The 14,803-nt window shown below is 35.5% G+C and carries 8 protein-coding genes; all 8 read right to left on the bottom strand.

What is annotated here, in order from left to right:
• Nucleotides 1-279: 279 nt before the first annotated feature.
• The gene (locus tag MP478_RS00175; protein ID WP_257199221.1) at nt 280-912 is read right to left on the bottom strand and encodes a hypothetical protein; all 633 of its coding nucleotides are present in this window, start codon (nt 910-912) and stop codon (nt 280-282) included.
• Between the two features lie 11 nt (nt 913-923).
• On the bottom strand, nt 924-4,373 hold the full coding sequence (locus tag MP478_RS00170; RefSeq protein WP_257199220.1) for a hypothetical protein: 3,450 nt from the start codon (nt 4,371-4,373) through the stop codon (nt 924-926).
• 8 nt (nt 4,374-4,381) lie between these two features.
• On the bottom strand, nt 4,382-6,565 hold the full coding sequence (locus MP478_RS00165) for a hypothetical protein (RefSeq protein ID WP_257199219.1): 2,184 nt from the start codon (nt 6,563-6,565) through the stop codon (nt 4,382-4,384).
• Nucleotides 6,566-6,894: 329 nt separating this feature from the next.
• Nucleotides 6,895-7,401, bottom strand: coding sequence for a M15 family metallopeptidase (locus tag MP478_RS00160; protein WP_230037023.1), 507 nt, complete (start codon nt 7,399-7,401; stop codon nt 6,895-6,897).
• A 341-nt stretch (nt 7,402-7,742) separates the two neighbouring features.
• Entirely contained in the window at nt 7,743-9,200 is a 1,458-nt protein-coding gene (locus MP478_RS00155) for a hypothetical protein (RefSeq protein WP_257199218.1), read from the bottom strand.
• A gap of 102 nt (nt 9,201-9,302) precedes the next feature.
• The gene (locus MP478_RS00150) at nt 9,303-10,064 is read right to left on the bottom strand and encodes a LytTR family DNA-binding domain-containing protein (protein WP_230037027.1); all 762 of its coding nucleotides are present in this window, start codon (nt 10,062-10,064) and stop codon (nt 9,303-9,305) included.
• A gap of 74 nt (nt 10,065-10,138) precedes the next feature.
• Entirely contained in the window at nt 10,139-11,458 is a 1,320-nt protein-coding gene (locus MP478_RS00145) for a RagB/SusD family nutrient uptake outer membrane protein (protein ID WP_257199217.1), read from the bottom strand.
• A 12-nt stretch (nt 11,459-11,470) separates the two neighbouring features.
• A complete protein-coding gene (locus tag MP478_RS00140) occupies nt 11,471-14,803 on the bottom strand; it encodes a SusC/RagA family TonB-linked outer membrane protein (protein WP_257199216.1) in 3,333 nt (1,110 codons plus the stop codon).

Below are 14,803 nucleotides of genomic sequence, written 5' to 3'. Positions count from 1 at the left end.
TAGGCAAACAAAAGCCTTATCAAGTAGGGTTTACTTAATTCCCGTGGTGTTAGAATATTTCTTAGGCAGAGTTATATTTGTGTACTATAAAATATAGAGGAAATACTCTCTCTTAATTGTAATACAATTATTGTTGTTCTAAAAGAATTCCATTTATATTTTAATAGCAAAAGTTTATGAAAGTACTTTTTAATTTATGATTTAGAATATTACTAAGTAATAATATCTTGTTAATTTTAAACATTATCTTTTTGTAAAAAGGTGCTTCATTAATAAACTTTACAGACTCTGAAATTTCTGCCATAATTCATTTACTTTTTCCTGATTAGGAATACCATCATTTCCTATTAATTTACATTCTAAATCAATATATTCTAAAAAAGAATCTTCTATTGAAGGTAACTTAAGATTCATACTACTATTTCTCATTGTAACTCCAGATATATTAATCCCTTCCATTACATATATATAATCATTCCGAAATATTTTAACAATACCTTCATAGGGATGAGATAATTTAGGATTTTCTTGCATTATTTTCATTATTAGTGGATGAGATTTGTATATTTCCCAATAAACAAATAAATAAATAAATAATGAATTTTGAATTCTACCTTGAGGAAGACTTATATTAAGTTGATCATTTAAATGACTACAAAATTCTGAATAAGGCATCATTTCATTATTCCATTCAGGATTAATATCAATCAAAAGATTATTTCTATCTAAGTTTAGAAATTTTCCAAATGGAATATATTCAATATTTAAAGTATCTTTCCATGTTTTTAACCTAAAAATATAATCTTTAAATAACAAAATACTTGAGATATTATCACTATTATTCTTAGAAAAAGCTTTATAATCGATAGTGTAAATATCTTTAACTTTTGCATCTATTTCTTTTAAATTCATATTATTACTTTTTAATCTAATTTATAAAATTCTTTAAACCACTTTACAATTTCGTCGACATTTGTTAAGTCGGTTTTAAGTGGTGGTGGATCACTTGCTCTCTTAATAGGAACATATTTACCATTATCTATCCTAACAGCAATGTCATGGGCCCCAAAAGAAGATGGTTTAAAGTCAGCAAATTTATCAAATGATCTATATCCCATTCCATAATTATCTATTAACTTACCTTCAATATATTCATGTGCAATAAAATATTTAAATGAATTTATATCTTCAAGAGTACCTTCTACAGCTTTTTTCCACTCAAGTAAATCATACTCAGTCTTAACAAATCGACCATAAGAATATTTTAAAGTCTCATCTGGAAGTTCTACAAGTAAAAATCGATCTTTTTTGAAAAAATTCTCTTTTGCAAATAAAACGATACTTTCAGATACATTTATATACTTTGCAATTACTGAAACATCATTAGGATTATTTATGATATTAGATATTTTATTAGCTATTTGTTCTGTAAATTCTATATCTCCATCATTTATCCATTTTTGTCCTGGTAAGCTACTGAAAGTTATTGAAGAATTAATTGGAGAAGTCATTGATGGATGAAATAATTGGGCAATTTCATTCCATTGTTGATTTTTATATAGTTTTCTTGCTTCAAAATATTTCAACCAAACTTCAGCATTCTGAGCCAATAATATTTGACCTTCAGGATCATGATTCAAAAATATATAAATAGACGTTGGATAAAGCTTAATTCTATTAAAAGTTGTTGGATTTACGTTTCCAAAATTATTTAAAAAATTCCACCTTCTTCCATATCCAGATGCTTCTAAAATCTTCTTTAATGGAATTTCCTTATAAAACTTTTCCATTATATTAGTTTTTGATGTACTAGTAATAATGTCCAAGGTATTACGGTCAGAAGAACCAACAGTAAGTAATTTTTTCCAGTTTATAACTGCAATCACTTCTCCATTCACCACATGTCCCATTCTAAGTAAGTCTTGTTTTCCCAAATGGATGAAATCAAAATAAAAAGCAATTTTCTCGTCTTTTGTCAAAGCTTGAACTGCATTTAAGAGAGGTGCAGGATCAATTCCTGTACTTGGAACAAATGTATCTTCAATTTTGTTGATAATACTTTCCAAATATTTTTCTGTTTGTGCGAGAGATATTAAAAACTTTTTGGCATCTTCATTCAGTATAACAGTAACTTCAGATGAGCCTAACATTCCTAAAATGATATCCGCTTCTTTTACAGCTTTCCCTTGTGCTACTAATGATCCAAAACCTGTTCCCAACATCACCAGAAATGCAAGATTTCTCATTCTTTCATAAAACTCCTTATCTTTTGGATTATTAGAGGTCTCGCCTAGATAAGTTGCGAAATTTGCAAATGTAGAAGCAACAAAAGATATCTGTTCAGCTGTATTTACAATATTCCATAATTTCACGACATTGGTTGCATTTTTATAAAGAGTTGGGTTTAAAAGAATTTTCCCTGATTCTGATAAATACTTAAGGTATCTAATTTCCATTAATTCAGAGGCACCTCCTGTCAAATACATTAATAAGATATCAGAAGTAACCTGTACTCCCAGATTAATAAGAGCATTTGTATTTCTCTTTTCTTCAAGTTCTTTAAAATAATAGAACATAAATGCAGGAACTCTAGGAAACTCAGGTATACAGAATTTTTCTTTATTATCTACTTCTACTTTCTGATAACCCAATATAAGTATCGGCTGATATAGATGATACCACAAATCAGTAATTTTATCCTGAGAATTATAAATTCTTCCTTCATACTTTTTAATACGAATTTTTTCTTCATGAAATTCTTCATCAACTTTATAATAATTAAATATCACATCCTGTCCTACTTCAATAGCCTCAAATTCCAGACTTTTATCTGTTGCAGGCTCTCCATTTTGTTTTTCAAAATAATATTTCCCCGGAGCTGTTAAAAAGAAACTATTAGGATTAAGTCCATCTGGATTTGGCGTTACTCCAGCAGGAATATAGCTAGGATTATACTTAGAATAATTCCATATTGTAAATAGTGTATAAACCAATACCTTTCTACTTCTTTCCTTATTTCCTACCGGAATACCCAATACAGGAATTTCTATCTCAATAATATATTCAATAATTTTGTAATAAAGATTTTGAAAATTCAGTAAATTTCCATTATTTTTCTTTAGAAGATAATTTAAAAAAGGATCTGCATCATCTGGATTTGCAAACGTTGAAATAACTTTTAAAATATTATTTTGGGTAAGCTCGCTTCCACTTTCTTTTGGTAATGAAGGCTTATTAAGAATATCAGTAACAAAGCCTAACCTTGTGTCATAGTCTAATAAACCAATTCCAGCAGTTGTAAGATGTTTTAATAAAATGTTAATTCTTCTTTCATTATCTGCTTTATTTTTTTCCTGTTGAGTAGCCTGTCCCATAGCTCCGCCCGGTTGTATGATACCATCGCTAGTTATAGGTCTTCCATTAAAATCTAATGGATTATTGTAGCTATCATATCCAAAATACGTGTTTTTATCAGCGCCTCTCAGCGAACTATAAAAACTTGACATCGAATTATAATAAGCTTCTGCGAACTCACAAGATTTACCCTCAAAAATATAAGTAGGTTCTACCTGGTCTATATATCCCCAATCTTTTAATAGTTCCCCGATGATCTGGTCAATTTTCAAAAGGCTATCATATTGTGAGCTATTGCCTTGTTGATATTTTTTGAAAACAGCTTGTTTAATAGTAGGAATATCTTCCTTTGAAATAACTCCAAAAATATCTCTACAAATATTATCTGCACGAAAAGCAACAAGAGTGATCGTTTTGGTATAACGTTGTTTCTTAATCAGTTCACTGTTAATAGCAGGAATATTCTTTTGATAAAACCTGCCTGATGATGTTGATAATAAATCTTCAGAACGATCTATTACTATATTAGTATATTTTTCTGGTGAAAAGAAATCCATATCAAATTCCGTGACCGTTAAAAAATATTTTTTTTGTTTATAATATTTTGAGGGCTCATTAAACTCTAATTTATCAATGGTTATGCTATCAGAAATTTGCGCATATTCAAAATTATTATCAAACCAATTATCAGCCTGTAAAAATTTTTCTAATGATAATTTAAAGTTTTTATATTGTTGATAAACTGTATTTAAACAATACCCCCCAAACTGTCCGAATTTATATTTTTTTTTATCAGCTAATAATGATTTATCCGTATCCAGGATAAATTCATAGCCAATATAAATATAGGTAAGAAAAGAATTTGGGCTCTGTTGAATTTTAAATTCCAGCACTTGTCCTTCCGGGGTTAATACAAATGTATCATTAGCTCCAGTAGGTAAAAGATTATATATTGTTCCGTTAGGTGTTTTGCCTTCTTTTCTTACAGCAATTCTGGTTGCTAAAAATAATGCTTCCATAATTAATGTTATAAGATTTTTAAATTAATGGGTTCTGTGTTAATACTGTTTGTAATTGGCAGCCATTTGCCATATTCCTCTGAACAGAAAGCAAGACTATCTATAGTTGTAACATATACAGGAATATCAGGAAAAGCAATAGTGAGTTTTCCTTCTTGATTCTCTCCTAATACTGCCAGAAAATATTTTTTATATTCTATTCCTTCTGAAGATTGATAAAAAGCACTTTCATCTTCAAGTTCATTTTTAAAATAAAATTTTGGATTATTCAGAAATTTACCTGAAATCAGAGTTTTAATTCTATCATTTTCATCTTCAGTGATTCCCAAAACTTTTTTACTTGGTAATGTCCCATTATCCATATATAATGATACTCCAGTAAATTGTGCTCCATTCGCTCCTGAATATTTTTCTGTTTGCAAATAATATGGAAAAGCAAATTGATAAAAATTATTTCTTTTATCACTGTATGAAATTGTTCCACTATTAGAATTATCTTGATAAGCAGCTCTGCTTTCAAAAAAACCTCCTACATTCTGTCGAATATTATGTAGTAAAGTTTCATAAGTAACTCTTTTCACACTTTCCGTATCATTTTTCATAATGAGATCCTCTACTTTCTTGGTAGTCACCGTTGCAATATCTTTTTCTCCTGCTTTATTTTCAAAATCAATCAACAATAAATTCTGATCAATAACATAGACAAGCTCATTTCCTCCTTTAGACTGAACTTTAGGGGTCACATTAATCAATCCAAAGATGTCATCAATGTCCTTCAGATCATAAGTAGTACTCACGGTAGGATCTCCCGGATTTGGACCAGGGGTTTCAGAAGTGACTTTCACTGTTTTCCCTTCATAAATCAACTGTACAAATGAAGCAACTGTTTTATTTGCACTTGTTTTATTTAAACTGAAAGTAATGGGCTTCGTAAAATTGGTATCTACTCCATTTCCCTCTTCCTGCAATAAGTTTTTACCTCTGATAAAATAATCCTCATTGGGAGTATCTGCGTGTAAAACACCTTGTTTTACGTACATGGCAGCGGCATCATTATTATCAGTTGTAAGCTGCAGTACCAATGATGGCTGTGCAGCCAGCTCTTTTACCGGCCAGCCTGCTTCAAACTGCTCTAAGGAAAGGTTGCCAGCTGTTGATCCGATTTTAATATTATTGGTACTTCCTTCCAGGTTCTGATTTCCATAGAAATTATAAGATCTCTGTCTGCTGCCCTGGATGTACAGATAGGTTGTATCAGCTGTTTTAAAGCCTGAAATCTGACTGGCAATCTGTTCTACCGTTTGCAGGACAGAGTTGTCACTCATATGAATCTTTCCTTTTCCCTGGGTATGCAAACCATAAAAGGCTGCAATATCAAGGAACTGAGTGGCTGTTTCCCTGATGAGTTTCTTTTTAAAAACTGTAGCACCTGCCGCTTGATCTAAAACATGGTCAGGATGGCGGGCAAAACCCAGATTCAGTTTAAAAGGATTGGGGTCATTGGCTACGGTATAATCTCCTTCGTTCAGTACGATATCAATTCCTATGCTTCCTGTGGCATTTCCAAGATGGGTTCCTCTTGGAATCATAGGCAGTTCAAAAGCTTTTTTAGGTTCTACTTCAGTGGTGGTAGTTCCGGTAGTTTGAACTTTAGAAATCTTAAGGAAATAATCATCAATAAGATCATCTGCTGACTGAGAAGTTCCTGACGGATACCCGATATACTGAGCAGTAAACGCAGGCTGGGTAATTCCCAGCATAGCATACAGGTCTTTAAATTCTTTTCTGATAACGTCTACAAAGCCTGTTACTCCTGTTCCGTCATTAATAACGAAGTTAGATCCAAAGAAATCTGATCTGTTCAGCCCTCTGTATACGATATATTTGATCGCAAGTCCCTTAATCGGCTGATTAAAAGGCTTCAGGATCGCATTTACTTTAGTGGCATCTGTTCCACAAGGTTGTAAAAATACCTGTCCCTGACAAATTGTATATACTTTGCCGGTAACGCTTACTTTGGAGGTGGTCCTGAATACAGTCCCATTAGCTCCAAATTTTCCGGCCTGGTCTTGCGAGAAAGTCTTTCCTTTCTCCAGGAAGAAGAAAGACTCCGGCAACAGATCTGGCCGTACGTTAAGCCCTTTGCTGTCGGGAGCTGTTGATAAGCTTCCCGATGGAATATTTTGTGGCATTTTTGTGATTTTTGGTGTTAATAAAAGATAAGACGGTGGTAATGATCAGCCTCATAAAAACTGAAAAGCATTCTGAACCATTAGGGTCAATTAGGCTTTAAGAATACTAAGCCTGGTTGCTTTTTAAGGAGTGTTTCCTTAAAAAGGCAATATGATTTTTCTTCATGTATCTTAGCTGCTTCAATAGTTCTATTATTCAGAATTTTTTCAGATTTTTTCTACTGTTCAATAAGAAGAGGTTTATTTTTTTCCGGTAAAGACAAACCTCTTCCCGTACAATCATTCCGGTTGATTGTAATATTGATTTTCACTGTGAAATAATCCCGGGATTATTGGGTGAAAATTACATATCCGTCTTTATCTTTTGGTAAATTTTGTAAGTTTCTCCAGGATGCTTTGATCTTTCGCCCGCCTTTCCAGATGGAGCTTCGTTCAAAATGTGGCAGGTCTTTAAAGGTTTTCCAGTTTCCGCCCCAGCTCCAGCCGTGTTTTGCAAAGATCTTTACACATTCGTACCAGTCGGCTACGCCATCGTTATCCCAGTCTTTCGCAGTGTCCCAGCTTGCTACTTTTCCATCGATAATCAGGCAGATATCTACCGCTAATCCGTAATTGTGAATACTTTGTCCGGCTTTGGCATTAGTGACTTTTTTTCCGGCTTTTGTTCTTCCCTGCGCATACAATGCATCTTGGTCTTTAAAGGATCTTAACCCCTGGGTAATCCTCACTCTTGCTCTCCCGGTAAGGGCTTCATCACATTCTTTTACAATTTCTGTGACTTCTTTCCTTACCAATGGATGGAGATTTCTTATTCTGTTTTCACTTGGTTTATCCATGGATGATTATTATTTTGTGATTTGGTGTTTGATTCTTAAGCAAAGCTATTTCAGGCTGACGCCAAAACCTGACGTGTTATATTTTGTGGTAAAAAAATGTGAAAATTTTGTTATGATCTTTGATTTTCGGACATGTGAATCATTTTCATAAAAAGTGGTATCATCATTATAGCTTGTTATTTATTTCTGAAACAAAAGTATAGCCCCTCAACGTCAAAACTTGACGCATTAAATTTTTTCTGAAAGAAAATTAAAATCTTATGGCTTTCCCTATAAATAATAATCCGGCAATAGAGCTCTCATTCTATTGCCGGATTTAATTGTTTGGTATCGGTATGCAGTTACTTCTTACATTTACTGTAGTCAGAAATAATCTGCATCAGGTTTTGTTCGTTTTTAAGATCAAAGCTTTCTTTTTTCAACTGATCAGAAACTGTTTTACAATCTTTAAGATAATCAGCCAGCTTTTCTGAAAGTTTATCGTTTGATCTGTTATCAAGCATCTGCCCTTTGGGCTGAAGGTCTGTTTTGATTACATATTTCTGCCTTTCAACAGGATCCTGAAGCAGCATGATTTTATTCTCTTTCGCTACCAGCCTGTAGAAATAGGAATTGTTACCGTGCAGGCTTCCATAGTTCTGCATTTTCTTCATGAACTCCCCTTTTACATCCAGTCCGTAATAGCATTCTTCATTTCCATTGGCAGCCACACAAAAATGTACACCGGAGTCTGCATCATAGATTTTGGTCGCCATACTCCTCATTCCCGGCAGTTGTTTCTTTAAAGTAACCCGCTGCCCAAAGAGATCAGCACCACCTTCAGGAAGCTTTTGACCGGTTCTTTCGGTATCCAGCATTTCAAACCAGATGGTGATCGCTCCTTCTGTTTTCTTCCCTGATTTTTCCACCAGGTATCCCGGAACATCATATAAATTGATACTGCGGTTGACGGCATCTGTCACTTTTGCATGCTGAAGCTCCTGGTTTTTATAATACGCCTGATGTTCCAGTGTATAGCCCTGGATAAAAAGATTGGCTATAAACTCATTGACAAAAGCATAATCCGACTGGGCGTAAGGTCTTGTGGCAGTAAAAGTAAACTCATTATGATCAAAGGTTCTTACTGTATATGTTTTGATGCCCTGTGTCTGGTACATAGAAGCTACCTTAATCCCATCCAGATCGCTTACCTCCAGGCATGGGCCTGCAGTATTAAATCCAGCACAGTTGTACCCTTTTGCATAGCCTATTATTTTAGCGGGATAATTTCCGTTATTAATCAGTATTTCACCTTTTGATCCCAATCTTGGGTTATAAAGACTTCTGATATTGTCAAGCCTGCTCTTTCTTTCATTATCTTCTGCAATGCTGTTGGTTTTTGCTGTAAGGTATTTATCCGCCAAATTTTCTCTCGGTGTAGCAAAGAATTTCTCCACTTCATTTTTATCAAAACCGTTCTCACCGAAGAGATGGTATTTTACAGCCAATTGATGGGCAACAATTCTATCCGGTTTAAAAGAGGTGATTAATACTTCATACGGAATCTGGGTGGTCTTTCCGTCTGCCGATTTCATATCCAGGTAATACAGAAACTGGTCCTTTGCCAGGGTAACCCCTTTGAGATCGGCATCAAAAACTTTTTCATTAGCTAAGGTATAAAACTCAAAGTGATCCCGGTAAGGAGACTTCAGAATTCCGGCTTCTTTTTCATTGACCAGAATTTTGTCTTTCTTCAGCTGTATCTTTTGAGAGAGTACTAAAGAAGAACATAATAGAGTAGCTAATAGATATATTTTCATGATTCAATAGTTAATAATTAATTGAAGGATGAAAATACAAAAAAATAAGACACCTTATCATGGAAAGGATCTAAGATGGATGAAGATACTTTATAAGGCAGGTCAGCTGTTCAGCCAGCTCAGGCATTCAGCGATCTGCATTTTGCTGATAAAAACCTCAGTATTCACTTCAGGTTCGGGGGAAAGCTTAAGCTCTACTTTCTGGCTTGAATGCTTGATAATTTCAGTGACTGCTTCTTTATTGATGATAAATTTACGGTTTACTTTAAAGAAAACATTGGGATTTAATTTTTGAATAATATCTTTAATAGTATCATCGTAAATATAGGTTTGATGGTCCTTTGTCGTTAAGAAAAGATATTTCCCCGACGCAAAAAAATAGGCCGTATGATGCTCGTCTATGGATTTAAGCTTATTCCCTTCTCTTACCATAAAACGTTTCATCATTTCGGAGCCTCCCTGATGTAAGGTAGAAATGGATTTTAGAGTAGATTCCGGGTCAAAATTATTCCTGATGGAGATAAATTTCTGTAATGCTTTGTGTAGGTCATCTTCTTCAAAAGGCTTTAAAAGATAATCAATGGTGAAATGTCTGAATACTCTTATCGCATACTCATCAAATGCCGTTATGAAGATAATCGGGGTAAAAAGTTCCACCTGTTCAAAGATTTCCAGGCTCATTCCGTCACCAAGATGAATATCCATAAAAACAAGATCTGCAGCATTATGTTCGAAGAAATCTATTGCCTGTTTTTTGGAACGAAGAATAACTATCTCAGTGACAGGAACTATAGTCTGCTTATCCAAAAGGTCTTTCAGATAATTAACAGCCAGCAATTCATCTTCTATAATGGCAATTTTCATAACGGTACAAAAGTACAAAAAAACCGCTAGAACGGTTAAGCTCTGGCGGTTTCAGGGGTGTTAATATGAATGTATTATAAATTAGGATTATTTTTCTTCGCACTCATCGGATATTCTATCGTATATCTCACATCATTCTGCTGAAGAATATATTCCTGCCCATTTACTGTATGGGTTATTTTTTTCTGATTTGCTCTTCTTAAATCGAACCAACGCTGTCCTTCTGCTGCAAATTCTCTGAATCTCTCATCCAGAATAAAATTCATGAATTCCGCAGTGTTCATTGGTGCTACCTGATTCTGAACAGAAACATATCCATCCGGGGTGTATCTGTTTTTTAAAACCTTAAGAAGTTCCTGCTTGGCTTCATCAGGTTTATTCAGCTTTACCAAAGCTTCAGATTTTATAAAATACAGTTCGGATGTTCTGAAAGATACTCTGAAATCAGAGCTTCCTCCTTTGATCACTTTATATTTATTTCCGCTCTTTTCAAAATATAGTCCGAATCTTTTATCTGTAGTACTGTTATATTTTGAAAGAAGTTCTGCTGATGCAAAGGATAAATTCTGCACAGAGCTGTTGAATGCATTATCCAGAGCCAGAATAGATTCCGGCGAAGCATAATGGTTAGGTGCCGTATTTACCGTATTCAGATTGCTAATATCACTTTTAATAGCCAATGCCTGCTCTGAATAACTTAGAGCCTTATTCCATTCTCCTTCATAAAGAGCTGTTCTTGCCTCAAGTGCCAGTAATGCAGCCTTAGAAAATCTGTAATTGATGCCTGTAGCCTGCTTCTGCTCTACCATAAGGCCTTCAGCTTTTGCCATATCTGCATGAACCTGACTGTAAACTTCCTGTACAGTAGAAGGTTTCAATACTTGTTCAAGATCAATATCAAGGGTGATAGGAACTCCTCTGTCTGTAGAAGCCGTGGCACTGTTGTAAGGTTTAGCATACAAATTAACCATATCGAAATAGGTATAGGCACGCAATGCATAAGCTTCAGCTAAAATCTGCTGTTTTTCAGGAGACTCCGCCATAGTCTTGCTCCCTTCATTGATGATCTGATTCAGGTAAAATACCACGGAATAAAAACTCACCCATGGAAACTCAGTAGTTGCCTGATCTGTATTGGAGTCCTTCCACATAGCAATCTCACGGTAAGAGATGAAATCGCTGGTATTCTCATCAATATTCACCTCATCGGTACGGAGTGCTGTAAGAGCTCTGTGAGAAGGATATTTTGAATAGGCTGACGTAAGTACTTTCCTGTAATCATCAACTGTGGTTGGAATTACTTTTCCTTCCGGCTGAATATCTAAAAATCTATCACACCCGATACTGGTAAAACTGATTACCGCCAGTGCTATAAATGTTGTTATTTTTCTCATTTTTTTCAAGTTTTAAAAAGAAACATTAAATCCTACTGTAACTGACTTTGTAATAGGCTGTGCATAAATATTCCCATAGGTTTCCGGATCAAAATATCCCTTATATCCGTTACTGAATACAAATAAATTACGCCCTTCAACACTCAGCCTCAATGCACTGATTCCCATAGGTGCTGTAAACTCTTTAGGAAGTGTATATCCCAAACGGATGCTGCTGATTCTTATATAGCTGATTTCTTTTGCCCATACATCCAATAAGCTGTACGCATTGGAACGGTTACCGGTAAACCATTTATTTGCCATCCATCCATTCGGATTAGCCTCCATATCAGGGCTTGTAATTCCCGGAAGTGAACCTCCTGCTTCGTAGATATCTCTGGTATAATTTCTACCTCTGTCAAACTCAGATCCACGGTAAGAAGGCGTTCTCATTACGGTCTGCTTCAGGTTAAATGTTGCAGAAACAGTAAGATCAAAATTATGTACTTTAAATGTGTTGATAATACCTCCTGTAAATTTCGGATCCCTGTCTCCGATATAAGTAAACATACTTCTTAATTCCGCATTGGAAAGTTTGGTATCTACAAGCTGACCCGGAAGGAAATCCGCGTAGACATCGTATAATTTAAAGAAGTCTGCAGCTGATATTTTTTCATTTCCTTTCCAGAACATTGGGTTTCCTTGTTCATCCATTCCTGCTGTTTTCAAAGCAAAAACGGCATTCACCGGAAGCCCTTCTCTTGAAGGAAGCAAAGCGTTATCACGAGGCTGCTCGCTCAGTACCCTGCTCTTGTTGTGGGCAAAGTTAATCGTGGTACTCCATTTGAAATTTTCTTTGTCGATATTTCTGGTAGATAGCGCCAATTCAAAACCTTTATTCGTCAGACTTCCCCAGTTCATCATCGTATATTCGAACCCTGTTTCCAGCGGTGTTTCTTTCATACTGATCATATCTGTTCCTTTTCTGCTGTAAACATCAGCAGTAAGGTTGATACGGTTTTTGAACAAGCCCAAATCAAGCCCGAAGTTAACATTGGTTGTTTTTTCCCAACGAAGCTTATCATTCGGAGGACTGATTACATTTATGATATTTTCTTTTGATCCGGGAAGAATTGTTGCATCACTGTATTCTCCAATAAAGAATGGTGATGTGTTACGGTCAATATTTCCCTGCAGACCATAGGAAGCTCTCAGTCTAAAGTTAGAGATGGCATTAACATTCTTCATGAAGTTCTCCTTTGATACCAACCATGAACCTGAAACAGCCCATATCGGAAGGTATTTATACTTTTTATTAACCCCGAATAAGTTGGTACCGTCGTATCTTACACTTCCAAAGAAAGTATATTTCTGGTCATAGGTATATGAAGCTGTAGCAAACATTGAAGCATAAGCATTCTCTACAGGTGGCATTTCACGATAGGTTTCGTACTTTCTCTCTGCCGCGAAACTGGAGCTTGGAAATACAATTGCCGTTGCTCTTCTTGTGGTAGGATCATAACCAAATGCTCTTGTAATGGTTGTATTATCTTCTGTTTTGCGAAGTTCCGTTCCGGCCATCAAGTCAATTTCATGTACGGAATTAATTTTCGTGCTGTAAGATCCCTGCAGTTTCCAGTTGTATTGGAAAAAGTCATTATCCCAGTTTTGCTTTACTGCTCCGTCGGGCAAGAAATAACGGTATGCCCCATCTTTATAATAACGGGTTCCTTCTTTCATCTTTCTGGTAAAGTAAGTATTCTGGGCTGCATATTTTTCCGTTTCATTGGTATCGTACTGAATTCCCAACTGCGAAGTAAATTTCAGGCTTTTGGATACTTTATACTCTAAATCCAATATCGCTTTTAGGGAATGGTTTTTTAGGTTGTAACTTGTATTTTCTCTTTCTTCAAGGAAGTTGAAAGGAATATACCTGTCATCAAAACCATCGATATCCCTGTCATACCTGTAGCTTCCATCTGCGTTGTAAGGTGTCAGATAAGGATTGGCATTTCTTGAATAGTTGACAGGGCTGATATTGGCATCAGCATCTGTAATGAATGATTCACGCTCACTCTGTGTACCGAAAATAGAGATTCCTGCATTTAATTTGTCACTTAATTTATAGTTATTTTTTAATGTCAGGTTATAACGCTTAAAGCCTGTACCAATAGTTGTTCCCTGCTCGTCATAATATCCCAGGGAAAAATAATAATCTGAACGGTCGCTACCTCCGGAAACACTTACTCCATACTGTCTGTTGATAGCATTTCTATATAGTAATTTTCCCCAATCGGTATTACTGTTCCTTAAGCCGTTAATCTGCTGAATCGTCAGTGCATTCAACGCATCTAAACCGCCGTTTCTGAAAGCATCAAGCTGCCCGTTTTTGGTTAAAATCCTCATTACCTCTCCTTTATCAGCACGATATGTTAGGTCGGCACGCTGAGCAAGCATCAGTTCAAGATCAACTTTCTCAGAGGCATTTAAAAGATTAAGTTTACCAAAGTCCGGACGGGATGTAATAAAGGTATCCGCTGAAAAATTCACTCTCATGGTTCCTTTTTTTCCTTTTTTCGTAGTAATGGAAATTACCCCGTTAGCTGCTCTTGCTCCATAAATAGCGGTAGCCGCAGCATCTTTTAAAATGGTAATATCTTCAATATCATTCGGGTTCAGCCCTGCAATAGAGAAGTTCTGGAGCTGATCGATATTATCCTTATCGGTGAAGTTAGGCACATCATTTCCTTCCAATGGAAGACCATCAATCACCCATAGCGGATCCTGCGGACCAGAAAGTGAAGCTGTTCCACGGATTCTGATCTTTGCCGGACTTCCCGGAGCTCCTGTTTCCGGAGTAACAGCTACTCCGGCAATTTGTCCTGATAACATCTGATCTATACTTGCCACACCAGCCTGGTTAATATTATCCATCTTAACCGTTGAAACCGCTGAGGTCTGTTTGCGCTTTTCAATTTTCTGATATCCTGTAATGATGACTTCCTGTATTTTATTCTTGTCAGAAAGCTCAGGGACCAATCTTATTGTATAATGAGTCTGTCCTTCATTGATCTGAATAATCCTGGATTCATAGCCAGGATAACTTACGGATACAGACTTAGTGTCTGCCGGGATTTCTAATATGAATTTTCCGTCCTTATCGGTTACTGTACCTACAGATACACTTTCAATAACTCCTTCCAGCTCGGTTTTTGTAGAAACAGATTGTGTTTCTATTTTTATAGATGCACCGCTAATTATTTGAGATGTGTTTCCATCTTCTATTTTTCCGGTGATGGTTTTCTTTTGTTGCGCTAACGCGATATTAGCTGCTAAAAGAGGTAAAAGTATTAGAGTTTTTTTCAT

Source organism: Chryseobacterium sp. WG14, from assembly GCF_024586945.1.
Lineage (GTDB): Bacteria > Bacteroidota > Bacteroidia > Flavobacteriales > Weeksellaceae > Chryseobacterium.
This window is presented reverse-complemented; position numbering and strand designations above follow the sequence as displayed.

What these genes read in the sequence shown, in the direction of transcription:
- MP478_RS00175 (WP_257199221.1), bottom strand. Translation starts at nt 912, where the DNA reads ATGAATTTAAAAGAAATAGATGCAAAAGTTAAAGATATTTACACTATC.
- MP478_RS00170 (WP_257199220.1), bottom strand. Translation starts at nt 4,373, where the DNA reads ATGGAAGCATTATTTTTAGCAACCAGAATTGCTGTAAGAAAAGAAGGC.
- MP478_RS00165 (WP_257199219.1), bottom strand. Translation starts at nt 6,565, where the DNA reads ATGCCACAAAATATTCCATCGGGAAGCTTATCAACAGCTCCCGACAGC.
- MP478_RS00160 (WP_230037023.1), bottom strand. Translation starts at nt 7,401, where the DNA reads ATGGATAAACCAAGTGAAAACAGAATAAGAAATCTCCATCCATTGGTA.
- MP478_RS00155 (WP_257199218.1), bottom strand. Translation starts at nt 9,200, where the DNA reads ATGAAAATATATCTATTAGCTACTCTATTATGTTCTTCTTTAGTACTC.
- MP478_RS00150 (WP_230037027.1), bottom strand. Translation starts at nt 10,064, where the DNA reads ATGAAAATTGCCATTATAGAAGATGAATTGCTGGCTGTTAATTATCTG.
- MP478_RS00145 (WP_257199217.1), bottom strand. Translation starts at nt 11,458, where the DNA reads ATGAGAAAAATAACAACATTTATAGCACTGGCGGTAATCAGTTTTACC.
- MP478_RS00140 (WP_257199216.1), bottom strand. Translation starts at nt 14,803, where the DNA reads ATGAAAAAAACTCTAATACTTTTACCTCTTTTAGCAGCTAATATCGCG.